This is a genomic window from Paenibacillus sp. P3E (assembly GCF_001909045.1).
GTDB classification, from domain to species: Bacteria; Bacillota; Bacilli; order Paenibacillales; family Paenibacillaceae; genus Paenibacillus_AQ; species Paenibacillus_AQ helianthi.
Map to the genome: position 1 here is coordinate 40,520 of NZ_LVWH01000170.1, position 23,672 is coordinate 64,191.

General features: G+C 49.4%; 24 protein-coding genes. 9 read left to right on the forward strand and 15 right to left on the reverse strand.

Going from position 1 to position 23,672, the window contains the following annotated elements:
* Nucleotides 1–192: 192 nt before the first annotated feature.
* Together A3842_RS17125 and A3842_RS17130 are read right to left on the reverse strand one after the other, a co-directional pair.
* Nucleotides 193–1,191: an aldo/keto reductase gene (locus tag A3842_RS17125; RefSeq protein ID WP_074088648.1), complete on the reverse strand. Its 999-nt coding sequence runs from the start codon at nt 1,189–1,191 to the stop codon at nt 193–195.
* Nucleotides 1,192–1,373: 182 nt separating this feature from the next.
* Nucleotides 1,374–3,002, reverse strand: a complete 1,629-nt coding sequence (locus A3842_RS17130) for a stalk domain-containing protein (protein ID WP_178382366.1) — start codon at nt 3,000–3,002, stop codon at nt 1,374–1,376.
* Nucleotides 3,003–3,237: 235 nt separating this feature from the next.
* Here A3842_RS17130 and A3842_RS17135 point away from each other — a divergent pair, with 235 nt between their 5' ends.
* Complete coding sequence (locus A3842_RS17135) at nt 3,238–3,909, forward strand: tetratricopeptide repeat protein (protein ID WP_074088646.1); 672 nt, start codon at nt 3,238–3,240, stop codon at nt 3,907–3,909.
* Between the two features lie 99 nt (nt 3,910–4,008).
* Here A3842_RS17135 and A3842_RS17140 read toward each other — a convergent pair whose 3' ends face one another.
* The 5 genes from A3842_RS17140 to rpiA form a co-directional block, all read right to left on the reverse strand.
* The gene (locus A3842_RS17140) at nt 4,009–7,167 is read right to left on the reverse strand and encodes an MMPL family transporter (RefSeq protein ID WP_074102186.1); all 3,159 of its coding nucleotides are present in this window, start codon (nt 7,165–7,167) and stop codon (nt 4,009–4,011) included.
* The gene (locus tag A3842_RS17145; RefSeq protein ID WP_143186307.1) at nt 7,164–7,616 is read right to left on the reverse strand and encodes a MarR family winged helix-turn-helix transcriptional regulator; all 453 of its coding nucleotides are present in this window, start codon (nt 7,614–7,616) and stop codon (nt 7,164–7,166) included. Before A3842_RS17145 ends, A3842_RS17140 begins: the two co-directional genes overlap by 4 nt.
* Before the next feature lie 211 nt (nt 7,617–7,827).
* Nucleotides 7,828–8,268: a GNAT family N-acetyltransferase gene (locus A3842_RS17150; RefSeq protein ID WP_074102187.1), complete on the reverse strand. Its 441-nt coding sequence runs from the start codon at nt 8,266–8,268 to the stop codon at nt 7,828–7,830.
* Nucleotides 8,269–8,330: 62 nt separating this feature from the next.
* A complete protein-coding gene (locus tag A3842_RS17155) occupies nt 8,331–8,777 on the reverse strand; it encodes a VanZ family protein (protein ID WP_074102203.1) in 447 nt (148 codons plus the stop codon).
* Nucleotides 8,778–8,832: 55 nt separating this feature from the next.
* Nucleotides 8,833–9,519 carry a ribose-5-phosphate isomerase RpiA gene (gene rpiA / locus A3842_RS17160; protein ID WP_074102188.1) on the reverse strand — a complete coding sequence of 229 codons (687 nt, stop codon included), beginning with the start codon at nt 9,517–9,519 and terminating at the stop codon, nt 8,833–8,835.
* Between the two features lie 74 nt (nt 9,520–9,593).
* Between rpiA and A3842_RS17165 the strand changes: the two genes are divergently transcribed.
* Nucleotides 9,594–9,791, forward strand: coding sequence for a hypothetical protein (locus tag A3842_RS17165; protein WP_074088642.1), 198 nt, complete (start codon nt 9,594–9,596; stop codon nt 9,789–9,791).
* 7 nt (nt 9,792–9,798) lie between these two features.
* Here the strand turns inward: A3842_RS17165 and A3842_RS17170 are convergent, their stop codons facing one another.
* The 3 genes from A3842_RS17170 to A3842_RS17180 form a co-directional block, all read right to left on the reverse strand.
* Entirely contained in the window at nt 9,799–10,275 is a 477-nt protein-coding gene (locus A3842_RS17170) for a GNAT family N-acetyltransferase (RefSeq protein WP_083606644.1), read from the reverse strand.
* 96 nt (nt 10,276–10,371) lie between these two features.
* The gene (locus tag A3842_RS17175; RefSeq protein ID WP_074102189.1) at nt 10,372–10,926 is read right to left on the reverse strand and encodes a macro domain-containing protein; all 555 of its coding nucleotides are present in this window, start codon (nt 10,924–10,926) and stop codon (nt 10,372–10,374) included.
* Complete coding sequence (locus tag A3842_RS17180) at nt 10,910–11,377, reverse strand: hypothetical protein (RefSeq protein ID WP_074088640.1); 468 nt, start codon at nt 11,375–11,377, stop codon at nt 10,910–10,912. Before A3842_RS17180 ends, A3842_RS17175 begins: the two co-directional genes overlap by 17 nt.
* Before the next feature lie 230 nt (nt 11,378–11,607).
* Here A3842_RS17180 and fsa point away from each other — a divergent pair, with 230 nt between their 5' ends.
* The 3 genes from fsa (at nt 11,608) to A3842_RS17195 (ending at nt 14,062) form a co-directional block, all read left to right on the forward strand.
* A complete protein-coding gene (gene fsa / locus A3842_RS17185; RefSeq protein ID WP_074088639.1) occupies nt 11,608–12,255 on the forward strand; it encodes a fructose-6-phosphate aldolase in 648 nt (215 codons plus the stop codon).
* Between the two features lie 130 nt (nt 12,256–12,385).
* Complete coding sequence (locus A3842_RS17190) at nt 12,386–12,829, forward strand: MarR family winged helix-turn-helix transcriptional regulator (protein ID WP_074102190.1); 444 nt, start codon at nt 12,386–12,388, stop codon at nt 12,827–12,829.
* A gap of 12 nt (nt 12,830–12,841) precedes the next feature.
* Nucleotides 12,842–14,062, forward strand: a complete 1,221-nt coding sequence (locus A3842_RS17195) for an MFS transporter (protein ID WP_074102191.1) — start codon at nt 12,842–12,844, stop codon at nt 14,060–14,062.
* 121 nt (nt 14,063–14,183) lie between these two features.
* Here the strand turns inward: A3842_RS17195 and helD are convergent, their stop codons facing one another.
* Together helD and A3842_RS17205 are read right to left on the reverse strand one after the other, a co-directional pair.
* Complete coding sequence (gene helD / locus A3842_RS17200; protein ID WP_074102192.1) at nt 14,184–16,541, reverse strand: RNA polymerase recycling motor HelD; 2,358 nt, start codon at nt 16,539–16,541, stop codon at nt 14,184–14,186.
* Nucleotides 16,542–16,811: 270 nt separating this feature from the next.
* Nucleotides 16,812–17,843: an FUSC family protein gene (locus A3842_RS17205; RefSeq protein ID WP_074102193.1), complete on the reverse strand. Its 1,032-nt coding sequence runs from the start codon at nt 17,841–17,843 to the stop codon at nt 16,812–16,814.
* 286 nt (nt 17,844–18,129) lie between these two features.
* Here A3842_RS17205 and A3842_RS17210 point away from each other — a divergent pair, with 286 nt between their 5' ends.
* Entirely contained in the window at nt 18,130–18,645 is a 516-nt protein-coding gene (locus tag A3842_RS17210; RefSeq protein ID WP_074102194.1) for a hypothetical protein, read from the forward strand.
* Between the two features lie 59 nt (nt 18,646–18,704).
* Here the strand turns inward: A3842_RS17210 and A3842_RS17215 are convergent, their stop codons facing one another.
* Entirely contained in the window at nt 18,705–19,361 is a 657-nt protein-coding gene (locus A3842_RS17215; RefSeq protein ID WP_074102195.1) for a phosphatase PAP2 family protein, read from the reverse strand.
* 110 nt (nt 19,362–19,471) lie between these two features.
* Between A3842_RS17215 and hfq the strand changes: the two genes are divergently transcribed.
* Nucleotides 19,472–19,693 carry an RNA chaperone Hfq gene (gene hfq, locus A3842_RS17220; RefSeq protein ID WP_074102196.1) on the forward strand — a complete coding sequence of 74 codons (222 nt, stop codon included), beginning with the start codon at nt 19,472–19,474 and terminating at the stop codon, nt 19,691–19,693.
* Between the two features lie 145 nt (nt 19,694–19,838).
* On the opposite strand, the gene A3842_RS17225 is transcribed toward hfq, so the two are convergent.
* The gene (locus tag A3842_RS17225) at nt 19,839–20,951 is read right to left on the reverse strand and encodes a lactonase family protein (protein WP_074102197.1); all 1,113 of its coding nucleotides are present in this window, start codon (nt 20,949–20,951) and stop codon (nt 19,839–19,841) included.
* Nucleotides 20,952–21,172: 221 nt separating this feature from the next.
* Here A3842_RS17225 and A3842_RS17230 point away from each other — a divergent pair, with 221 nt between their 5' ends.
* Nucleotides 21,173–21,508, forward strand: coding sequence for a LytTR family transcriptional regulator DNA-binding domain-containing protein (locus A3842_RS17230; protein ID WP_074088630.1), 336 nt, complete (start codon nt 21,173–21,175; stop codon nt 21,506–21,508).
* Between the two features lie 217 nt (nt 21,509–21,725).
* Nucleotides 21,726–22,940, forward strand: a complete 1,215-nt coding sequence (locus A3842_RS17235; protein WP_074102198.1) for a foldase protein PrsA — start codon at nt 21,726–21,728, stop codon at nt 22,938–22,940.
* Nucleotides 22,941–23,064: 124 nt separating this feature from the next.
* Here A3842_RS17235 and A3842_RS17240 read toward each other — a convergent pair whose 3' ends face one another.
* The gene (locus A3842_RS17240; protein ID WP_178382369.1) at nt 23,065–23,664 is read right to left on the reverse strand and encodes a nitroreductase family protein; all 600 of its coding nucleotides are present in this window, start codon (nt 23,662–23,664) and stop codon (nt 23,065–23,067) included.
* Nucleotides 23,665–23,672: the final 8 nt, after the last annotated feature.

Consider the following 23,672-nt stretch of genomic DNA (forward strand, 5'->3'; position numbering starts at 1 on the left):
AACCTCCTTGAATAGGTTCGACCATATTTGCGTATCTGCGCATCATCTTATCCCTTATTTAACCCGTACCTTCCAATCCTAAACAGTTTTATTGCACATGAAGATAAAAAAAATAAAAACCTCCGTATCCGCTAAGCGGAATGGAGGTTGAACAAGTTTCAATAGTAAGAGGCCTATACACATTTAGGTTCATTATTTCTGAGCTGACCAGGAGACTTCGTTCAGATGATCAAGCTCGCCTTGCTCAAGACGGAAGCTCATGGCTCCAATATTCTCCCGTGCATGACGGACCTTGGAAGCCCCTGGAATAGCAACTACCGTGTCCCCGTTGTAATATATCAGCCAGTTAAGGGCAATTTGACCAGGAGTCACTCCATACTTCTCAGCTAATCCCTTCAGGCTCTCTATTAATGGCTTACTGCGGGCCAGCCCTTTGTCATCCAGGCCGGACTGCAATTTTCGCATACGTGATATTGCCTGGATCTGCGCAGGGTCCTGGTGGAAGCGTCCGGTCAGGATGCCTTGCTGCAGCGGGGAGTAGGCGATAATCGAAATCCCAAGCTCTTTAGCCGCCGCCATCGTTCCATTCCGGTCTATTTTTCGGTCCAGCAGATTGTATTTCACTTGGTTGGAGACAAGGTTCAAGCCATATTGGCGGAGCAGCCGGTGGGCCTCTGTCATCTGTTTCGCCGAATAGTTGCTCACCCCGATGTTACGGATCTTACCAGCTTGCACAAGACCGGCCATCGCTTTCATCTCACTGGCGATCGAAGAGAGGGAAAAGGGCTGATGAATCTGGTACAAATCGATATCCCGCCCGCCAAGGCAGCGAAGCCGTTCATCAATCGTGGAAGTAATGGAATTAGCGGTGCGGAACAGCGGCCACCATTTGGTTGCAATCAGAGGCGTGGCATGGGGGCTGTTCTCCCTCTTCATCTGATCCAACACATGAGCCAGAGCTTCCTCCGATTTTCCGCCGCCATAAATCTCTGCAGTATCAACCCAATTCATGCCGCCTTCCAGACTTACCCGGACAATTTCCAGAATATCCGCATCCTCCAGATTACTCCAATACTTCCCGACAATGCCTTTGCCCCGGCTGAATTGCCAGCATCCCAGTCCAAGCGGTGACACCAATAACGCGGATTGCCCCAAAGGACGTAAGCCGGCAGTTGCCCATCCTGATTCCATGAATCATCCTTCTCCCATAGATAGAGTACGATCTGATGTGCAGACTGAACACAGAAAATCCCTGTGCTAATCAGCAGATACAACCCCAGCTTAAGACTTAAGGCTTTGACTGTCAATTTAGCCTTACAGTCAGCTTGACTGTCTCTGAAACGAGTCTGTTCCCGTATGGGTTATCCGGCGGTTCAATCCGTATTGTCAGCTTCCCGTATAGTGAGGATAGAACTCTTCCCCTCCCAAGTCACCGAAAGTCCAAGAGCATGGATCAGTGCAGAGGCCGGGACCAGCTCTGTATAGCTGACTTTTACCGGAGGCGGGGTCATTGTCATACTTTTTCCGCCAGCTAACTGGATCTGGCTCTCCCGGATCAGCAGAGACTTGCCGTTTCTCGTAAGCTTTGTGCCTGCATCCCAAGTAACCGTATAGCCCAGACTCTCCGATACGGCACGGACCGGCAGCATCAATCTTCCATTTACATAGATCGGCGGCTGCTCGGCTTCCAGAGGCTTTCCGTTAACGACTAGGTTAATCGGCTTTAGAATCGGCGACAGCCTGAACGGCCGTGATTCGAGCACACTGATGCCTAGCTGGCCGAACATGTTCGTTCCCCAGGCTACTGCAGTTCCGTCCTTGAGTACCGCGTATCTGCTGTTCTCCCCTGAAGTGATGGATACCGGAGATTGAAGACCTTTGATTTGCTTAGGGGTTGTGAACGTCAGCTTGGGATCTGTTGCATAGTTTTCACCCCAGGTCCAGACGGTACCATCCTTCTTCACTCCAACAAACCCGTCTAACCCCAAACTAAGCTTCGCGAGACCGTTAAGAGAAGTAACCTTTTGTAAGGAGTTCAAATCCGTTCCAGATGACCACAGCCAATATTCTCCTTTTTTGCTGCGGACAACATTGAAGCCATTTCCTGTATCTATGGTGACAATACCGGTTAATCCGGCCATTTTCTTCACAACTAGCTTGGATAGATCATGGACGTCGCCATCCACGCTCCCCCACACCGTCCCGCTTTCTGTCAATGCAAGCAGGCTATCCCCATTCATCACAATGGATTTCACATGATACAGATTACTTACTGGAGTTGGCGACAGAGGCAACGCCTTGCCGGGTGCTACTCCTGAAGCCGATTGCCACACCCACAGAGTGCCATTATCCTTGAGTGCCGCTTGAAAAGCACCCCCTGCGATATCTTTCACACCGCTTATACCCTTAACGGGATTTGCCGGAGGAATTACAGCATAGCCTGCAGCCGTTCTGTCCGGAGCTGTCCACTGCATTAATGTGCCGTCTTTCTTCAGAGCCAGCATGCCCCCTGAGCAGGAGGTGATTTTAATGACGTCAGCTAACCCGGGAATGGTCTGCGGCTGCTGAACCTCACTTTGCTGGTTAACCGAAATGTTATCATCCTTGGCATAAGCCCCCCACACCGTCACCGTTCCCTCTTCTCTCAGCGCCAGATAATATCCATATCCAATCAATAGCTGCCGGGTATGGTCCAGCGCCTCAATACGGTGTGGAGTTATAGTCCAGCCCTGAGGCCCGGCAGTGCCATTTGCGAATTGGCCATATACATTGCTGCCCCAAACCCATACGGAACCATCCTTGCCAAGTGCAAATGAACTTCCGCCCCAGAACCCTGCAGATGCTACGATTTGTTGAATCCCTGGCAGTTTGGAAGCTGCTGAAACGGTGCTGTTTGCCACTGCTGCCGAATCAGAAGTTGAAGTTGAACCGGAGGCAGTTACGTGAATAGAAGGTAATCCAAATACTCCAGTTACTGCAGTTACAGCAATTGTTGATAGCATACCTAAAAGTCGGATTTTCCGGAAAAATATATTCATGGCAATCCTGCCTTTCTTCTCAAGCAGATTGGTATCTTTTGTATAATATAGTCTATATACGCAGTCCAGTCCGCAAAAGTTGTGCTCGTTCTGTTCAAAAAATTACAATCAGAAATATAGGCTGATATGGTATAATTACCCTGCTCTGCAGTCTTCTATAGAAATGAGTTCGGAAACACCAATATAACGGAGGGAATTCATGTTTAAAATTCTTGGTTTTTTGCTGCTGTACCGCCTGGTGGGCAACCCTTTTCTGGCACTTATCCTTCTGCTCGTTATCCTGTATTTTCTGGACCGCCGATACGTCGGTATATTCCCAAGCATCTCCAAACCCTTCCGCCGGAGCCGCCAAATGTCCAGACTGCGGACGACCATTTCACTCAATCCCAATGATGTGTCAGCCAAGTTCGATTTGGCACGGTTGCTGATTGAGCGCAAGCGTTACAGTGAATCCAAGGAACTGCTTGTACAAATCGCTGACCGCTACGAGCAATCTGCCGAATATTGGGTTGAGCTCGGCTATGCAAATTTGAAGCTGGGTCTCCTGCCCGAAGGCGAAGCTCAGATGCTGCAAGGCCTGGAGATCAACCGCAAGGCCCAATACGGACAGCCTTATCTCCGTCTCGCCGAAACCTTCCGCAATACCGACCATGACAAAGCCTTGCACTATGTAACCCAGTTTCAAGAGATCCAATCCTCCTCCAGCGAAGCCTATTATCTTGCAGGTTCGATGTACAAGGCACTGGGCAGAGTTGACGATGCCAAACGTGCTTTTGCCGAATCAACAGCTATTTACCGCTCGCTCCCCAAATACAAAAAACGCCAGGAACGCAGATGGGCGCTGCGCAGTTATTTCGCAAAAATGCGTTAGTTCAGCTGCTACATACATCAACGAAAAAACCTCCTGCCAGCACAGGTAATGTGCAGCGGAGGTTTTTTTGGAGTTCAAACTACAACTCAGATAAAGTTTTTACATATCCAGCGATTTGGGTTTGTCATCTGAAGCGGACCCGCTGAACGGCCACCAGTTGGCCCGGCCGAACATCCGTACCATCACCGGTACGAAGAACGGCAGAAACACCAGCGCGTACAGGGCAAGACCCGACAGGACTACGGTTGCAATCTGCATCATTGACAGTACTCCCGACGGGTACATCGAGGCGAAGGTGCCGCCTAAAATCACTACCGCAGACAGGATAACTGTACCCATGTTACGCATTGCGTGCAGGATCGCTTCACGTACATCCCAGGTTTTGTTCTCATTGAATCGGGCCATGAGGAAAATGCTATAGTCCACACCCAGCGCAATCAGCATCACAAAGCTGAAGAATGGCGTCGTCCAGGTGATTCCTGAATAATTCAGCAAATGTACAAAAATCGCCTCGGTCACCCCGAGCGCTGTAAAGTATGTGATGACTAGTGAAAGAATCAGATACAGCGGCATAATAATCGAACGAAGCAAAACTACCAGTATGATGAAGATCCCGCATAGCATAAGGACAACCGTCCGTGTATAATCCTCATTCGAAATTTTCTGCAAATCACTATAGGTACTGGTTACTCCGCTGATGGCCGTTTCAGCATTTTCCAGCTTTGTACCTATGACGGCGCGGTCTACAGCTGCCTGAACATCCCCCATACTGTCTATCGCCTTCGCACTGTATGGATTGGCAGCAAACACTACATCCAGTGTCATCACCTTACGGTCTCCAGACAGATAATTATCAAACACCTGCCGCATGCCATCAGACTTAAGCGCCTCAGCCGGTACTAAGAACCCGCTCAGCTCATCATCCTTGGCATCTTGAATCTGCTTAAGGTAATCCTGTGCAGAATCAAGTCCGCCTGTAATCTGCTTCAGGCCGTCCGCACTGTCGCTCAGCCCATCGGTCAATTGGCTGATTTGTCCTGTAAGCTGGCCGAAGCCGTCTGCCAGCTGTTGTTGGCCACCCTGCAGCTGATCCAAACCGCTTGTAATGGAAGGAATCTTATCCACGATCTGTCCTTGTCCGGCTGCTGCCTGATTGAGTCCTGATTGCAGCTGGCCGATTCCAGCCACCAGCTTATCGAGACCCTGCGCCAGCGCAGTCTGTCCGGCTGCCGCTTTGGCATATCCCGTATTGGCCTCATTCAGGCCCGCTGCGGCTCCTTTCAACTGCCCCGTAATCTGGCCTAGGCCCTCTGCGAGCTGAGCTGTTCCTGCACCAGTCTGTGTTACAGTGCCTTTGATCGTCTGATAATTCACATCCTGCAGGAGATCCGGATGAGCAGCTTCCAGACCGGTGAAAGATGCACCCAAACCGCCCAGTGCCTTTGCCACGCCTTGAAGCTGGGTTTGGAGCTGTCCAAGTCCGCCATCCAGCGCCGTCAGTCCTGCCCCGATTTTCTTGTAGCCCGCGAGCAGCGATGCATTGGCATCGGCTAACTGCTTGGCACTGGCTGCCGCCTGGGCCAGCCCGGCTTTGATCTCACCGGCTCCCGAAGAGCCGCTCTTTATACCGTTTTCGATGCGCAACAATCCGTCTCCCAGAGCATCAATGCCTTTTCTCAGCGCGGCTGTGCCTTGTGTCAGCTTCGCGCTTCCTGATACAGCTTCATTCAGCTTCGGCTCATTGTCACTGAGCTGCTTACTCGCTTTCTCCAGCCCCGACTGTATCTTGGTCAGTCCTTGATTGCTCTGGCTAAGACCATCGGTTAGAGTTGCCACCTGCGTCGGAATCAAAAAGTCATTGATCTGTTCGCCGGTCGGACGCGACATACTGCGTACCGATTTGACACCTTCCACCTTTTCCAGCTCACGGCTAATTTTCTCCGCAAGCCCTATATATTCCGGGGTGTCCATACGGTCGTCATTCTTAATAACGATCTTGCCGGGCATAGATTCCCCGGGGCCGAAGCTCTCAGAAATAATGTTAAAGCCCTTGACCGAATCGTAGTTTGAACCAATCTCATTCATGCTGTTAAAGGACAGTTTGCCAGTGTAAGTCAACAGGAATGGTAATACGATCGCCGCTACAATCAACAAAGCTGCCCAAGGTCTTTTGAGGGAAAAGGAACCTGCTGCCCCCCAAATCCGGCTCTCACTGTGCGCAAGCTTGCTGCTTGATGGCCAGAACAGTCTTTTGCCAAGCACTGCCATGAAGAAGGGGACGACTGTCACGAGTGCCAGCAGCATCACGGCGATTCCTACGGCCACCGCTACCGCTGAACGGTAGAGCACGAACTTGGACAGTCCGATCGCCAGGAAGCCGACGAATACAGCAAGACCGGAGTAGAATACTGTGCCGCCTGCTTTTCGGTAAGTTGAAATAATTGCACTTTTGGTATCCTCAGCAGAAGCCAGCTCTTCCTTGAAGCGGCTGATCAGTAATATGCAGTAATCCGTCCCGATCCCGAACATGACGGCAACCATGAATATCTGCGTAAAGGTCGATAATGGAAAATCAAAGCGGTCCACAAGAAACGCTACAATGGATTGAGATACAATATAACTGAGCCCCACAGTGAGCAGCGGCACAAATGGTGCAACAAACGAACGGAAGACTACAAACAGAATCAGCAAAATGAAGATAACGGTAATGTATTCCGATTTCTTCAACCCTGCTTCCGAGCTGGCAATGGTATCCTCTGTAATCAGTCCTTCACTCGTCAAGTAGTGACCGGCGCTGACACCACTTAGCAGTGCATTCACTTTATCCGGCAGTTGCTTGACGGCTTCCCCCCTGCCACTTACCATGAGCGCTGTCATCACCGTTTTTCCGTCTTTGGCAATCAGGGTGTCCTTCAATTCCGGCTGCGAAAACGGGTCGGTGATGGAGTCAATATTCAGCGAGTCTTTTTGAGCGGTGAGCTTCCCGACACCTTGCTTAATGCTCTCTGTGTCTTCAGCGGAAAGTCCGCCGGGTTTGTTGAAGACAAGTGCTACCTGATGCAGCGTCTCTCCGCCTTTGGCATCGGCCACTTCCTTCATAATCTCCGAGGCCCTTGTAGAGGAGTAGCCGTCCGGAACGGAAATCTGCCCCTTCTCGCGTACCAGATCTGACATGCCCGGAGCTGTCAAAAATAACAGAACCGCCACGGCGAGCCATACAGCTATAATGGCCCATCTTGCTTTAAGTATGGTCTTCAATTGTTTCTACCTCCTGTATCCTGCATCAAAAATGCCAGCTTTTCAAACATTGTGATGAATTTCTCGATATCCCGTTCCTCAAAATGCGAGAAATAAGGGGAAATCACCTCATGTACCTGCTTTTCAGCGGTAGAATAGGTTTCTCTTCCTTTGTTTGTAAGTGACAAATAGACTTGGCGGCGGTCATTCTCATCCCGGGTCCGGTCAATAAATCCGGCTTCAACCAGTCTATTAATTATTGCAGTGATGGAACTCTTCCCCACAGCTACTGCTTCTGCTAAATAAGTGGAAGTACAGAGATCCTGGCTCTTAATCAGACGCATGATGAGAAATTGATCGTTGGTTAATCCTTCTGCCATACTGTCTCTAATTTGCGCGTTGATCTGCCGGGTCACTACCATATATGCATCCACATAGCGGTTAATCCATTGCTCCGCCTCAAGCTTCAAAATCCCAACCTCCTAGCCCTGATAATAGTTCGTGTATAGAATAGTTTTACAGTAAAACTATATGATTGGCAACCTAAAAAGTCAATATCACGAATCAGATCCCCGCAAAAGATTTGTACTGCAAAAAAAGCCACCCCGCAATTCATATGCGGAATGGCTCATACCCATGCTTAGTAAGTACCTGAATGATAAAATACGGAAGTCTGCAGAATTACTCCTCATCCTCAGCTTCTTCTACTTCATACACACAGCGGAACATTTCAATGCCTGCAGGATTCTCCCCAAGACTGTAGACCATAAAGCCCAGATTCCGGTAAAAGTCTGCGGCAATCTCATCCTCTGTCTCAGCAAGCAGATACCGCGGATTGCGGGCTGACAGCAGCTCCAGAATAATTCCCCGCGCATAGCCTTTACCCCGGTTTTCCGGGAGCACGGCAATATGACGAATTTCCAGCGAACCATCCTCAGTCTCTTCAAAGCCTACCAGTCCTACAAGCAATCCTTCCTCTTCCCAGCCGCAGAGCTGAAGTGCCGCCTTACTGCCATATTCCACCGTTGTACGCCAGAGCGCATCCGGTTCATCAATCACGGCATAAGCCAGCAGCTCCTTCACTTCTTCTGTATCTATACGCTGCTTCAAATCTATCAGCATTAGTTTTGTTCTCCTCTCCGTACATTCACTTAATCCTGCTATAAGAACCTCTGATTACATTTTTACTTTCTTCTAAAATACACAATCCGAAGCAATATGTACCCGCTTAATACTCCCGCAAGGTTCAGCAACACATCATCAATATCGAAGCTGTCCGCACGCAGCAGCATTTGCATGGTTTCTAAGAGCAGTATGCCTGCTGCAGAGACCATGAGCAGCCGAATGACAGCGTACAAATTCCGCTTCAGCAACGGTAGAAGAAAGCCAAATGGCGCAAATACAATTACATTGCCCAGTATATTGATAACCCTTCCTGTCAAAGAAACTCCGTTCTCTAGATCAAAATACAACTTTATAGTACGAAACAGCTCCAGGTTATACCGGAAAGGCCCTTCTGTGTGAACCGTTCGTCCAAATCCAAGGAACATCCAGTATACCAGGGCGGCACTATATCCAATAAACAGAATCATGAGGAGCGCCTTGGCTATTCCCTCCGCTTGAGGTGGCATGTGCCTTTTCCTGCTGCTCTGGCCGGTGCTGCTGTGCTTACCTTTCTTACCTTTGTTACTCGCCTTGCCCGCGCTCAATGACTTCAATGCTCCCGTCCGGTTTGCCGACAATCGCCACAGCGGCGATGCCAATAAAGAGGCCATGTTCCACTACCCCTGTAATATTCTGAAGGGAATCCGCGAGTTCAGCAGCTGAGGCAATGGACCCGAAACGGCAATCCGCAATGTAATTTCCGTTGTCAGTCTTGTACAGGGCATCCCCGCTCCGCCGGAGCTCTGGTGTGCAGCCCAGCTTGGCCAGCGCAGCCACGGTCCACTCCCAGGCGAATGGAACGATCTCCACCGGCAATGGAAATTTACCTAGCGTATGAACAGCTTTGCTCTCGTCAGCCACCACAATCATCCGTGTACTATTGCGGGCTACGATCTTCTCACGAAGCAGCGCACCTCCGCCGCCCTTAATGAGCTCCAGATCATGGTTCAGCTCATCCGCACCGTCGATGGTGAGATCAAGACTCTCGATATCGCCGAAACCGACCAGAGGGATCCCGAGCTCACGTGCCTGTTCCTCTGAGGCAACCGAAGTGGCAACGGCAGTGATCTGCAGCCCTTCCTTTACCCGCTCACCGAGCTTCCGGATGGCCCAGTAAGCTGTAGAACCTGTTCCGAGTCCGACTCTCATTCCGTCCTTAACATACTCTACTGCCTTTTCTGCCGCTAGCTGCTTCACATTGATACTCATTTTTAATACCCCCATGTATCCGTTATAATAGTTTTGAAGTACCATCAAATCATCACCGCCAGGAGGCTCCCAGCATGAGAACCGAACATCAGATCCAATCCAAAATTAACGAATTGACCCTGCAGAAAAGATCCGTGGAATCCCGGCTGACACCGCTGCCGGATGGCAGCCCCCAGCGGGAACCGCTGAATGCCCAGCTGAGCCGGGTTGAGGATATGATCCTGATGCTGGAGTGGGTGCTGGATGCACCGGCCGGCAAGTACCACGCATAAACTTGGATTAAGACAAAATTTTGCCGTAACAAAGACTGTCAGGATCACCAATATAGGGTCCAAACAAATCAATGGGCCGGTAGCCGTTCTTCTCATACAGCGCAATGGCTTCCGGCTGCTTGATGCCTGTCTCCAGCCGGATTTCTCTGCAGCCCGCTGCTGCAGCCCTTTGTTCCAAATCCAGCAGCATACGGTTTGCTATCCCTTGCTGGCGGGTATCCGGATCTACATAGAACCGCTTGAGTTCCATACTGGAAGAATCTTCAGCCAGTGGACGCAGGCCCCCGCAGCCTACCGGCTTGTCCCCGGCATAAGCCACCACGAAGGTCATTTCCCGCACCTTGGGGTCAGAGAAGTCCACCACGTAGATCGTCTCATGCGGATACCTTGATTTCAGTTCAACATCCAGACGGTCAATTAACGCCCTCAAATCCTTATTCTCGGGATCAACTACAACAAAGTTCACTCCAATATTAGAACACATTTCTGATTCCTCACTCTCATCCCATTGGAATGTACTTTTATCTATATAGTTGCAGCTTGTGATTTTCATATTAGCACAGGAACGTGATAACGCAATTCAGGCAAAGCCATGAAGCATTTCCTCGTATAATTGGGCATTATCCTTCTCATAGCAGATGAATTCTATCCGTTTCAGCGGCAGTCCACCGGAATCGCGTTCCTTTATATACTCAATGACAGAATTCAGCGCAGTCTGGCAAGCCAGGACTTTGGGGAAATTGTAGACCCCAGTGCTGATGTTGGGAAAAGCAACACTTACCGCCCCCCGTCTACAGGCTGCCTCCAGACTGCTCGAATAGCATTTGGCCAGAATTGCAGCTTCTCCCGCAGCTCCGCCTTTCCATATCGGCCCTACCGTATGTATGATCCCCAAGAAAGGCAGATTTCCCGCATTGGTCACCGCAGCTTCACCTGGAAGGATACCGCCTTGCTTGTGACGGATCTCTGCACATGCCTCAGCTATTTGCGGTCCGCCAGCCCGGTGAATCGCGCCGTCCACACCACCACCGCCAAAAAGGCCCGAATTCGAAGCATTTACAATCATGTCTCCCTGCCAGGCGGTAATGTCACCCTGCCGGGTGGAAATGGCTACATGGTTAATGATGATTTGCATCTGCGGTCTCCTCCTTCACAGCCGATTCCAAACGGAGGATCATCTCTTTCTCCCCATTGCTCAATGCGTTGTCCGTAAAAGAATCCGCCTGGATCTGCTCGCCCCGCAGAGAAGACTGCCGGATATTGCCCAGCATCCAGCTCTGAGCGTCAGAGAGTGCCATTTCCCCGCCTCCTGCAGGAACCCGGCACAGGGCTATCGTCTTGTCGACTTCTCCGCCTGCAAGCTGCCCCTCCAGAAGTGAACGAACGCTAAATTGAAACAAAGGAACCGCTTCCGGCCGCTCATCATTGTATGAAAAGGACTGATGATAGACAGAATACATTAAACTGCTGATGCGTCCTGCAGATTCATCCGCTTCCTGCTGGGCAACCAGCCTGCTGTTCTGGAAAGCAATGATTCCGGCAGCAAATAAAAGAAAGGCGACAACCCCTGCATATACTATAAACATATCTGACACCTGCCCTTTCGGCGATATGGGCAACACCGCTTCTATATTATCACGTGACGAACGTGTCAGGGAATGGGCACAGCGCGCTGAATTAACATTTTACCTGAAATTCTATAAAGTTATTTTGAAATATTCATATTAACAGTTGAAACTTCCAGCACCATGATTCATAATGAAGTGGTGCAAAAATGTTTGTCAATCCATATCAAACCAAGGGAGGATACCACGAAATGAAATTTTTCTTGGATACCGGAAATATTGAAGAAATCAAACGTATTACCCGCCTCGGATTAGTGGATGGCGTAACGACAAATCCGTCGCTTATCGCCAAAGAAGGCAGACTGTTCAAAGATGTTATCAAAGAAATCGTTGCGATTGTACCAGGCCCTGTCAGCGCTGAGGTCATCGGTCTGAAAGCCGAAGAAATGTTGAAGGAAGCTTACGAAATCGCTGAATGGGCACCTAACGTGGTTATCAAGCTGCCGATGACTGAAGATGGTCTGGAAGCTTGTTATGAATTAACCAAAAAAGGCATTAAAACGAACGTAACCCTCATCTTCTCGGCAGCCCAGGGACTGATGGCCGCCAAAGCCGGCGCTACCTATATCAGCCCGTTTGTTGGACGTCTGGATGATATCGGTGTTGACGGCATGAAGCTGATCTCGGATTTGAAGACCATCCTGACCAACTACGGACTTCAATCGGAAATCATCGCTGCAAGTATCCGCAACATTGCACATGTGGAGCAGGCAGCAATTGCAGGTGCGCACATTGCAACAATTCCGGGCTCCCTCCTGCCTTCTCTCTGGAAGCATCCACTGACCGACAGCGGTATCGAGCGTTTCCTGAAAGACTGGGAGAAAGTTCCGCAAGTTTAAGCACCCATTACCAATACATTACCAGCCTTTTTCCGCAGATGCGGGGAGAGGCTTTTTTGTTGTACATTGACATATATAGATGTCTTGAATATAATTGTTATGACAAGTATTTGTGAAAGGATGAGTAATCATGCCCTTTTCTTCACCACAAGATTTCCTCGGATTTCTTCTCGGCTCTACACACCGGAGGATATCCAATGCATTTGCCCGTGTCCTTAAGCCTTATGACATCACTCCGGAGCAGTGGTCTATCCTGCTGATGATCTGTAACCGTGAAGGCATTAACCAGAAAGAGGTTGCAACTGCGGCCGCCAAGGACCAGCCGACTACCGCCCGCATTGTTGAACTGCTGCAGAAGAAAGGCTTCATACACAAGACCATGAGCCCCACCGACCGGCGTGCCTTCCAGCTCTATGCGACTGAGACAGGCAAGTCATTGATTGAGCGAACGGTTTCTCTAGAGCAACAGATGATTACAACAGCTGTTAATGGACTCCGCCCAGAGCAGCTGGAAGACCTCCGCTCCATGCTGGAGCTGATCTATCACAACACCGGAAATACGCTTAAAGAATAGGAGAAACCCGTTTTGAATCATACATCTGAGCGATTATGGACCCCGTCTTTTATTATTCTCACAATCTGTAACTTAATGTTGTTCATGGGTCTGCAAATGACCCTCTCCACCCTCCCTGCGTATGCCGAAGGAACACTCCACGCTTCTTCCGTACAAGTCAGTCTTGTAACCAGTCTATTCGCACTAAGCGCCATTGCCTCACGCCTCTTCTCCGCAAAGGCTATGGAGAAGGGCGGCCGCAATCTGCTGATCTTCCTTGGACTGGCTGTTTCCCTTGCTGCGGTGATTGGCTACTACTGGGCAGGAAGCATTCTTGCTCTCTTGCTCCTCCGGATGCTGTTCGGGGTTGGCTTCGGCATGGCCAGCACCGCATTCCCGACAATGGCCTCTGATGTGATCCCGATCCGGCGAATGGGCGAAGGTATGGGGTATTTCGGCCTATCTACGAGCCTGGCGATGTCAGCCGGCCCGCTGATCGGACTCAGTCTGCTGCAGGGACCCGGCTTCGGTTCGCTGCTTATCTGCACAGCAGCAGTCCTGGCGCTGATTGTGCCACTCGGCTACCGTTTGACCACGAAGCTGCCTGCACATCATAAGGAACCGGCAAGTGCACCGGTATCGGAACTTAAGGGTGGAGCCTTCCGCAGACTATTCGTACCCTGCGTGCTTAATTTCCTGCTAGCCGTCTCTTATGGAGGCCTGCTGGGATTTCTGGCTCTATTTGGTACGGAAATTCATCTGGATCATATCGCTTACTTCTTCCTGTTCAATGCCGTTGCCATTGTGGTTGTAAGACCTCTGTCCGGTAAAATCTATGACCGTTTCGGTCCTCCAGCCCTGCTTATTCCGGGAAGTCTATTCATTATCGCAGGATTGCTGCTGCTTTCTTTCGCTTCTTCAACAGGCGCCCTTTTTCCGGCCGCAATTTGTTATGGAATAGGGTTTGGCTCGATGCAGCCTGCACTGCAGACCTGGATGATTCAATCGGTAGAGCCCCGCCAGCGCGGGATGGCTAACGGTATGTTCTTCAACTCACTGGATCTGGGTGTAGCACTTGGCTCCCTAATTCTCGGTTCGGTTGCACTGTATACCAGCTATGCTGTCATGTACCGTTATTCAACCCTTGCCCCGCTTTTATTGCTGTTGATCTATACTGTGATACTCCTTACTTCACGTTATAAACGCAGGAGCTTTGCGCAAGAACCTTCCATAAGCCACCCAGCAGCCAAATAGATATTGCCAGAGATGTTCCACTGAGGTCACTTAAGACCACTCTGAGGAATATTCAGAAAAAGACCGCCTTCCAAATATCAATTTTTGGAGGCGGTCTTTGCACTGTACTGTATTCCTGCGTTTAGATCTGTGAAGCCCCGGCGGTCACAGACTCACGAACCTCAACAGGCAGGAAGTGATTGGGCTGGCCCAGACTGTAGATATGCAGCAAATGCATCGCCCGGGTACATGCGGTATAGAACAGCTTGCGTTCACTTTCCCGGCCATATTTAGCTTCAGAGCCGTCGTAAATGATCACGGCATCGAATTCTACACCTTTGGCCAGGTAGGCGGGGAGTACCAGTGTTCCTCTTTGAAAATTGGGCGTATCCTTTGTAACCAGTCTTACCTGAAGTCTGTCCTGCAGCTCGGCATGAACCTTGGCACTCTCTTCCGCTGTCTTGCAGATGACCGCTACATAATGATAGCCCATGGAATGCAGATTCAGTACATCCCGTTCTACTGAAGCCAGCAGCCCCTCCTCGTTGTCCACAACGGTCAGCTGTGGTGATTCTCCCCGGCGGTTGAAAGGAACGATCTTTTCCCCTCCGGGAATCATCGAACGCGTAAACTCAACGATCTCATAGGTGGAACGGTAGCTGCGGGTCAATGAGATCACCTCTGTGTTCTCCTCCCCATAGATGCTGACCAGTCCACCCAGATCTCCCAGTACCTCACCTTGGGCATAAATCGCCTGATTCAGATCGCCGAGCACTGTCATTTTGGCCCGCGGGAACAGTCGCCGCATGAACTCCAGCTGGAAAGGAGAGTAATCCTGCACCTCATCTACAATCACATGGCGGATCAGTGTGTTCGTACGGAAACCCTGGCTCAGTTCCTTCAGATACAGAAAAGGTGTGGCATCTTCATAGGCAAGCTCGTTCTGGTGCATTGATGTTATCGTCTGCCGGCAGATGTTGTCCCAGACATCAGGAAGCTTCTGACTGCTGCTCAGACGCTCCATTAATCCACGGTCTGCAAAAAGCAGGCTGTACAGCCCCTTCACATCTACGAATCTTCCGCGTTTGGTCCAGCCGCGCAGCGGCTTCAGACGCTGGCTGACGATGAATCTGGCGAGCGAGGTTTTCTCCATATCGAAATCATCAAAGCTGTCATTCTGGCCGCCGCCCTTGCGGCGAAGCATATTGTAGGCCCGCTGATAGTCGCTGGAATCCATTAACTCAATCTGATCCTCTACCCATTGCGACTCCCGTTCTTCCACACTGAACGCAGCGATTTTTTTGAGCAGCCAGCCTGTCATAAGATCGATACGGTTCGCCAGTTTAATGCTGGAATCAAAGCTGTAGAACTTGCGCTCCATCTCTTCCTTGCTCACAACTGCCCGGCCTTGAAATACAAGCGGCTTAAACAGCATCCCTTCATGCTCCAGAAGATTGACATAACGCCGGATCACATCCAGAAAGGCCACAGAGGATTTATAGGCGATTCCCTCTCTGCGTGTGGACGCCTCTGGTCCTTCAGGGGCATTCAGGAGGCTTTCTGTCTGATTGAAGACGTCCTCCAGCTCAAACTCCTGGCCCAGCCGGTGCTCCAGGTACATTTGGAAGGTGGTCTGCTGCATATTTTCTTCACCCAGTTCCGGGAGCACAGTGGAGACATAGCTGTTAAAAAGCGGATTGGGCGAGAAGAGCAGCATTTGGTCTGCCTGCAGTACTTCACGGTATTTATAGAGCAGATAGGCTACGCGCTGTAATGCGGCTGAGGTTTTACCGCTGCCCGCTGCCCCTTGAACGACCAGCATCCGGCTCCGGTCATTGCGGATGATGGCATTCTGCTCCTTCTGAATCGTCGCTACGATACTCTTCATCCGGTCGTCAGCACTGTGGCTGAGTACCTGCTGAAGCAGCTCGTCGCCGATGGTTACACCTGTATCAAACATGACTTCTATCGTCCCGTCATCGATGACGAACTGGCGCTTCAACTCCATCGTTCCGGAGATTAGCCCGCCTGGCGTTTCGTAGGCTGCCGGCCCGGGAGCCCCGTCATAGTAAAGGCTGGAGATCGGTGCGCGCCAGTCGTAAATCAGGAAAGTGCCGTTATCCTCCATAAGTGAGCCGATGCCCAGATAAATCTGCTCTGTCCCGGCTTCCGGTGTCTCCTTGAAATCAATCCTGCCGAAATAGGGAGATACAACCAGCTTTCTATATTTTTTAAGCGCTTTGCTTGACTGTAGATGATGGCGCTCACGTTCGTTCAGAATTTGGGCCTGCTGCCGCAGACTTGTTGAGGTTTCCCCGAGGTCATCCGGGCTGCTGAAATTCACCGTAACCTCTTCCCAGAAGTCCTTACGCATATCGACGACATCACTGCGATGAAGTCCGAGTTCCTCGGATAACCGCCGGATATGGGCTGACAACAGCTTCGTAATCCCGTTAACCCTTTCCTGCTCTTCTTTCCATTCACTATCATGTTTCTCCATTGCAATTCATCCCCTTTGGAAGGTTGACATCCACCCTTACCCATGTTATAATTAAGTTGCGCATTTATGTTTTATCGCAAACGATTTTCCCATATCTTTTTATTGTATCAACTGCATCACACTTAATCAAGTCTTTGATGATCCGGTCCCACTAGGGGCCGGATCTTTTTGCTCTGTCTAGACTAGCTAACCTTACATGCTGAACACTATAAAGTATGCTCCATTTTCAGATGGGTGGTCAACATTCGCATATCCATGCGGAATGGCGAACTATTCCTTTTCATCCCCTGAAAGCCGGTTGATCTGGTCCGCCACTTTATCCAGACGCTCCAACTGGTACCCATAGTCATAGATCGCTGCTGCCACAACAGACAATCTCAGCTGTCCGTTTTTCCCGGCATCATAGCCGTTGATTGCTGCTTGCAGGAAACGGTCGTTATCCCCGCCGAGCGGGGCAATATCGGTCGCTCCCGGCTTTAGTTTGTCTTCGAATTTGAGCAAAATTGTCTCATGGTACTTGATCAGCTGCTCCAAATGATGGTCGAATAACTCATCTGTAAGCTCTGTACGTTCGGCCTGAAAATAATGCCGTTCCACCGCCTCCAGCACCTCAAACCCTTTCTGCAGTGAAGCCAGCAGATTCTTGTAGACGACCATTTGCCGGGTCTGGCTGTATTTAGCCCTGCGAAGCTGCTTTTGCTCCTCCTCAAACAAAGTGTATTTGTCGGCTAGTGACCGGATCGAGCCTTCCAGCGCATTTTTCTCATCGCGGAAGACGCTCTCCTTCATTTCATGAGACACCGCCGTCCGCAGCAGCAGCGACAAGCTGCCGAATACATTTTCAATCTGCTGGATATACTGCTTCCGCGGCTGCGGAGGAAATACAGCGATATTAATAATGAATGCTGAAATAATACCGGTCAGCGTGAGCAAAAAACGGGTTAAGGCAAAATCCCACTGCCCCGAGGCCTCCATGACTGAGATTACAGTTACCAGGGTCAGACCGATCGTATCGGCCCGGTTCATTTTCATACTGATCATAATCACGAGAATACATACCAGACCGACAGCAATCGGTTCGTTGGACAGCAGCATTCCACCCAGCAGCGCCAGAACCGCCCCCATAGTACTCGTCTGAATCTGATCCAGAAAGTACCGCCAGGATCTGTAGATGGAGGGTTGCATGGCGAATATCGCTGCAATCGCCGCGCCCACGGGGGAAGTGAAGTGCAATAGAGCGGACAGATAGAGGGCAAGTGTTACTGCCAATCCGGTTTTGAGTATGCGGGCGCCAAAAGCCAAATCCATCCCTCCTAAAGTTTTGTAAGCGTTACTTCATCGATATCACTACGTCAAAACTCGCTTCGAAAGCATACACTAAAGTTTTGTAAGCGTTACTTCATCGATATCACTACGTACAAATATGTATATCCTGATCCGCTTTGGTTCATCTCTATTAGTACAGACATTATTACCCAGGATGCAGGCTGGCGAATTTTAGTATGTCTTAAGGCTGCCTTCAGGATTCTTTCAGCATTCGGGGAATACTGGTTACAGCAGTCCCACAAATAACAGCCGAGGTGAAACCATGAGCAACAATGTCAAAAAAATCACAGCTCTCACAGTAGCGCTACTCCTCTGCTTGGCTCCGGCCGCCGCTTTTGCCGAAAATACAGCCGGAAGAACTCCTTCCGCTACACCGGATTCGGCGGTTCATGCTGAGAAAGCACAACCGCATCCCCATGCCCCGCATATGGACAAAGGTTTCAGAGCCGGAGGCGGACATTTCATCATCAATGAGACATCCAAGTTACTGGAGATGGACCGTGCCGAGTTAATCCGCAGCCTGAGAGCGGGAAAAACCCTGTATGCTCTAGCCCGGGAGAAAAAGGGATGGACCGAGGATCAATATATCCAAAAGCTAAGTGAAGCGGCAAGCCTGAAGCTTGAAGCTTCGATTACAAACGGCCAGGTAACCCGGGAAGAGGCGAATAAGCTGAAAGCCAACCTGCCGGCACTGCTGAAGCTGAGTATCAGCCGCACCGCTCATTTTCAGGAGTCCCAAAAGCCCTCAAACTCACCGCGAGCCAAGGATAACCGGTAAAAGTGGTCATGCCGCCAAATGCGGATTCCCAGGTGAGCGTTAATGGGAATCCGCATTTTTCATGGGTGCTGCTGCCTCTGCTTCCGTGAATTCCGGAACGCCTCAAAACAGGTAATGCACAACATCAGCCAAGCCCCGCTGGCAGCATATCCTCCAATAACATCGCTTGGGTAGTGCACGCCCAAATAGACACGGCTCCAGCCAATACCTCCAGTCATAAGTACAGTGAACAGAATCAACAGTACCTGCTCCGTTCCGCCCCTCATATGCCTCCATAGCAGGTACGCAAGCACACCATAGAGGGAAAACGCCGCCATAGAGTGTCCGCTCGGGAAGCTGTATCCCGCTTGTTCAATTAACCGGTGGATGTTCGGGCGCTCCCGGTGAAACCAAAGCTTCATCCATGTGTTCAGCATCTGTGAGCCTAAGCCGACTATGAGGAACAAAAGCAATTCCATTCTATGCTTCAGTACAAAAAACAACAGCATCATGGTCAGCAGCGAAATCCCGATTGCAATTTTTGAGGAGCCCACCAGGGATAATCCTTTGGCCAGTGAAGTGAGAGCCGGGATTTCCGCTGATTGTACAACATGTATAATTGTGATATCAAAACCAGAGATCCGGTCCAGCTTAACAAACACAGCAATCACAGCAAAAGCTAGCAGAAACCATAAAAAACCCCGGAAACCTCTGGATCCAGATTGAAATTGCAGCATAATTACCCCCTTGTCTATTCTAATGCTGAGCGACTCCATTTCCAGAGAGGGTCTTCCCCGTGGTATAATGTCCTGGAAAACAATTCAAAAAAAGATGGAGTGCTGCCGAAGTGGAAACTCTGAAATTACAGGAACGTTTGTTGAACCAGTGCATTTCAACCAAGGTTCCCGTGACAATCTTTACAACCAATGGAGTTAAAATGCAAGGATATGTAACCTCCTATGACGCTTACACCATCACTTTGCAGGGCCAGGGTGACGGTAGACAGAATGTACTGTTCAAATCGGCTGTTTCCACCGTTGTGCCGCTGAAGCCTGTTTCGCTAAAATAAGAATATTTTTCCACGGAACCTTCTTTTCAAAAGGAACACCGGAGCAAGCAGCTCCGGTGTTCCTTTTGCTTAAAATATAAGGATCTAAAGAACTAACCATGTACATCATCCTTGTATTTGTCACAGAGCCGGGTTCTCCGGGAGTTTATATCATCACCGGGAAATATACAGGTTTTACACACACCGGTTTGGATACCTCAGCTGTATTGCCCGTGAAGATAAGTCTTCCGCTTACACGGTCAACGCTGAATACAACCAGATTATTGCCATCACGATTCGCAGCGATCAGGTAAGCGCCGTCAGGGGTTAGGGCGAAATGGCGGGGATGCCCGCCATGGGTGGATACATGCTCCACCAGTGTAAGCCTGGCGGTTGCAGGATCAACGGCATACACCACAATACTGTCATGCCCGCGGTTTGATCCGTACAAATAGAGTCCGTCTGCGGACAAAGCGATTTCGGCACAGCTATTGTCTGCAGACGGGTAGCCATCAGGCAGTGTAGAAATGGTGGCAACCGTTTGAAGCGTACCGTCTGTATTATCATAAAGAAAAGAAGTAACTGTGCTATCCAACTCATTGATAACATAGGCGGATTTACCGTCCGGATGAAAAACGAAATGACGCGGTCCGGCTCCATCATGAAGTAGGGTATCTCCTTTTGCTTCCAGCGTCCGGGTGTCATGGTTAATCTGGTACTTACGAATCACATCAAGTCCAAGATCAGAAACAAACAGGAATTTCTCATCCGGACTGAAGATTGCGGAATGCGGGTGAGGCTTGTCCTGCCCATGCATCTTTCCTTGTCCCGTATGTACTGCGGTATCCTCCAGCCGGACCGGCAGACCTTCCTGATCCAGAGTCACCAGTCCCACCAGTCCTCCGTGATAGCTGCACACTATAATATACTCACTTTGAGAATCTCTTGAGATATGGCAAGTTGTGGTTTGATTGCTGCCTGTGGCTGGCATGGTCGAAATGCGGTCCAATTCGGTGAGCTTGCCGGACTGCGGGTCAATGGCAAAAGAAACCACTTCCCCTTCCTTGCCACCCTCTCCATTGAACTTTTCTCCAATGGCATACAGCCGTCCTTCAGCAGCATTTACATTAACAAAGGTCGGGTTTGTTATACCCTGTACCTTATCCACCAGTGCAAGCGTGCCTCCCGCTGCTCCATCCAATTCATATACCTGAACCCCGCTTTCTTCAGCGCTTGCGTAGGAACCGGTAAACAGCAGCAGTCTTGTATTGTCTTTCATCTCGGTAATCCTCCTCAAATGGTTCATCCATATTGTGGGCCATTACAGCCCAATTTCACTGTAGCCATCTTATTAATTTACATTTTTTCAGCGTCTATGACAAATCGCAAGCTAAAAATGTCATAAAACATTTTAAAAATAAGGCTTCTCAAGGGTAAAACGTTATGTTATAATGAAAGCGCTAACATTGAGTTTTAATTTTGTATAAAGGGGGAACATGAATGAGCAGCCTGCTGGAAGCCAGAAATGTATATGAGGACTTCGAGGTGGAAACGGACATTCTGTTCTTTAAGGTCGGGGACCATGATTTGGTCATTTTTCACGGCAGAAACTATAATATTAAAAAGAGAATGACTGCCGAGCAGCTTAACCGTTTGTTATCTAATCCAAGTTATTACCATGTGTATGGGGGCTGTTACGTCAATCTTAACAAGATCAGCTCCATCGAAGACGACAGTATTTATTTCGGAGAGATGGGTCTGTACGCCAAGACTGTCCGCGTGCCAAGACGCAAACAGGAAAGCATACGCCATCTGCTGAAAAGCCTCAGCTCTTAAGCGGTTACATATCCGCCGCAGGAAAAAAATACGGAGCCTACCAGAAGCCGGAAACGCATGGGGATACCCATGACGCTCCGGCTTTTTCCTTGTATCTTAAGAGAAACTTAAAAAGTAAATCAGCTTTTTTATACTTTCTTAAGGTTTGGAATCCTGATTTCTGGTAAAGTTGTAGAAAGACAGGCAACACCTATATTGAAGGGAGTCATTAATTATAATGGACAAAAAGGATTTCAATGAGAATGAACATCTGGACAACAATGGATCGACGGAAGATAACAGCACTTCCGGTATCAATGAAGGATTAGGAGAAGAATCCGCTTCAGTTCCTGAATTGGAACCCGTAAGCGCGCAGGAAGCGGCAGAAGTATTCGAAGAGAAGGACGCACCTGACAGCGCTGCCAATGTTCCGGTTATGAACAAAGTCGGCGATGGAACACCTCCTTCCACCCCATCTGCTAAAGGCGGCAAGGGCTGGATGATCGCATCGCTTGTCCTCGCTGCAGCCCTTATTGTTGTTCTAATCGTGCAGCCATTCCAGAAGGATGACAGCAAAGTAGCTGTTGCATCCGTCAATGGTACCGATATTTCCAAAGCTGAGCTCTACGACAAGCTGGTTGAAGCCGGCGGGGCAGCCACTCTGCAGAACCTGATCACCACCACGCTTGTTGACCAGGAGGCCAAAAAGGCTAACATTACAGTTACCGATGCCGACATCACTGCTGAGATTGAAGACCTGAAGACACAGTTCGGCGGTGAAGAGGGACTCAAGAGCGCTTTGCAGCAAAGTTCGATGACGCTGGACGATCTGAAAAAGCAAATGCCGCTGCAAGTTAAAATCCGCAAGCTGGTTGAGCCTAAAGTAACTGTCACTGATGATGAAATTTCCAAATACTACAATGAAAATAAAGCTTCCTTTAACCAGGAAGAACAAGTCCGGGCTTCCCATATTCTAGTAAAAACCAAAGAAGAAGCGGATGCCATTGTGAAACAGCTGAAAGATGGCGCGGATTTTGCCACACTCGCGAAAGAGAAATCAGCTGATACTGGCTCCAAGGATAAAGGCGGCGATCTTAACTTCTTCAAGAAAGGCGATATGGTCGCTGAATTCGCAGATGCTGCCTTCAAGCTCAAGGTTGGTGAAACCAGCGGTGCTGTCAAAACTCAATACGGCTACCATGTTATTAAAGTAACTGACCGTAAAGAAGCTCATGAATACACACTTGCCGAGAAGAAAGAAGAAATCACCAAAACCCTAAAAGCTAAAAAGGTATCCGAAATGTCTTCCACTTGGCTTCAGGATCTGACTGCAGCTGCCAAGATTACGAATACACTGACTGATGCCAAAGCTAAAGCATCCGCATCTCCTGCTACAAGCGCGGCTCCTGATGCCAGCGCAGCTCCTGCAACAGAAGCTCCGACTACAAAGTAAGGGGAATTACTCCCGTATAGCCGAACTAGAACCACTTCAAAAAGAGGACAGGCGCTTCCGCCGTCCTCTTTTTTTCAATTCGTACTAACTGGTAAGTGTTACTGGTTCTCAAGTTACAGTTCCCTTATTTAATTACTTTTACGCGCTCTTCGATCGGCTGGAATTCTTTTTCACCCGGTGCGTTAACGGTTTTACCGAAAGGCATTTGAGCAATAAGCTTCCAGTCTGCCGGAATATCAAAGGTTGCTTTTACTTCATCGTCAATTAAAGGGTTATAGTGCTGCAAGGAAGCTCCAAGACCCGCATCAGCAAATGCAGTCCAAACTACGAATTGTAGAATTCCGGAGGACTGGTTTGACCAAATCGGGAAATTCTCAGCGTAAAGGGCAAAGTTCTCTTGCAGATGCTTCACTACTGCCTGATCTTCAAAGAACAATACTGTACCGTAGCCAGCTTTGAAAGAGGACAATTTCTGTGCAGTACCTTCAAATTGTTCTGTTGGTACAATTTTACGCAGGGTATCCGCAGTAATATCCCACACCTTATCGTGCTTATCTCCAAGCAGTACTACCGCTCTTGAGCTCTGGGAGTTAAAAGAAGTTGGGCTATGTAGAACGGCCGCTTCTACAATCTCTTGAATCTCTGCATCGGAAATCGGGGATTCTTTGCTGATTGCATAGATGGATCGTCTGCCGTTTACTGCTTCAAAAAAGTTCTTAGACATGATATAAA

What these genes read in the sequence shown, in the direction of transcription:
- A3842_RS17125 (WP_074088648.1), bottom strand. Translation starts at nt 1,191, where the DNA reads ATGGAATCAGGATGGGCAACTGCCGGCTTACGTCCTTTGGGGCAATCC.
- A3842_RS17130 (WP_178382366.1), bottom strand. Translation starts at nt 3,002, where the DNA reads ATGCTATCAACAATTGCTGTAACTGCAGTAACTGGAGTATTTGGATTA.
- A3842_RS17135 (WP_074088646.1), top strand. Translation starts at nt 3,238, where the DNA reads ATGTTTAAAATTCTTGGTTTTTTGCTGCTGTACCGCCTGGTGGGCAAC.
- A3842_RS17150 (WP_074102187.1), bottom strand. Translation starts at nt 8,268, where the DNA reads ATGCTGATAGATTTGAAGCAGCGTATAGATACAGAAGAAGTGAAGGAG.
- A3842_RS17155 (WP_074102203.1), bottom strand. Translation starts at nt 8,777, where the DNA reads ATGCCACCTCAAGCGGAGGGAATAGCCAAGGCGCTCCTCATGATTCTG.
- rpiA (WP_074102188.1), bottom strand. Translation starts at nt 9,519, where the DNA reads ATGAGTATCAATGTGAAGCAGCTAGCGGCAGAAAAGGCAGTAGAGTAT.
- A3842_RS17165 (WP_074088642.1), top strand. Translation starts at nt 9,594, where the DNA reads ATGAGAACCGAACATCAGATCCAATCCAAAATTAACGAATTGACCCTG.
- A3842_RS17170 (WP_083606644.1), bottom strand. Translation starts at nt 10,275, where the DNA reads ATGTGTTCTAATATTGGAGTGAACTTTGTTGTAGTTGATCCCGAGAAT.
- A3842_RS17175 (WP_074102189.1), bottom strand. Translation starts at nt 10,926, where the DNA reads ATGCAAATCATCATTAACCATGTAGCCATTTCCACCCGGCAGGGTGAC.
- A3842_RS17180 (WP_074088640.1), bottom strand. Translation starts at nt 11,377, where the DNA reads ATGTTTATAGTATATGCAGGGGTTGTCGCCTTTCTTTTATTTGCTGCC.
- fsa (WP_074088639.1), top strand. Translation starts at nt 11,608, where the DNA reads ATGAAATTTTTCTTGGATACCGGAAATATTGAAGAAATCAAACGTATT.
- A3842_RS17190 (WP_074102190.1), top strand. Translation starts at nt 12,386, where the DNA reads ATGCCCTTTTCTTCACCACAAGATTTCCTCGGATTTCTTCTCGGCTCT.
- helD (WP_074102192.1), bottom strand. Translation starts at nt 16,541, where the DNA reads ATGGAGAAACATGATAGTGAATGGAAAGAAGAGCAGGAAAGGGTTAAC.
- A3842_RS17210 (WP_074102194.1), top strand. Translation starts at nt 18,130, where the DNA reads ATGAGCAACAATGTCAAAAAAATCACAGCTCTCACAGTAGCGCTACTC.
- A3842_RS17215 (WP_074102195.1), bottom strand. Translation starts at nt 19,361, where the DNA reads ATGCTGCAATTTCAATCTGGATCCAGAGGTTTCCGGGGTTTTTTATGG.
- A3842_RS17225 (WP_074102197.1), bottom strand. Translation starts at nt 20,951, where the DNA reads ATGAAAGACAATACAAGACTGCTGCTGTTTACCGGTTCCTACGCAAGC.
- A3842_RS17230 (WP_074088630.1), top strand. Translation starts at nt 21,173, where the DNA reads ATGAGCAGCCTGCTGGAAGCCAGAAATGTATATGAGGACTTCGAGGTG.
- A3842_RS17235 (WP_074102198.1), top strand. Translation starts at nt 21,726, where the DNA reads ATGGACAAAAAGGATTTCAATGAGAATGAACATCTGGACAACAATGGA.
- A3842_RS17240 (WP_178382369.1), bottom strand. Translation starts at nt 23,664, where the DNA reads ATGTCTAAGAACTTTTTTGAAGCAGTAAACGGCAGACGATCCATCTAT.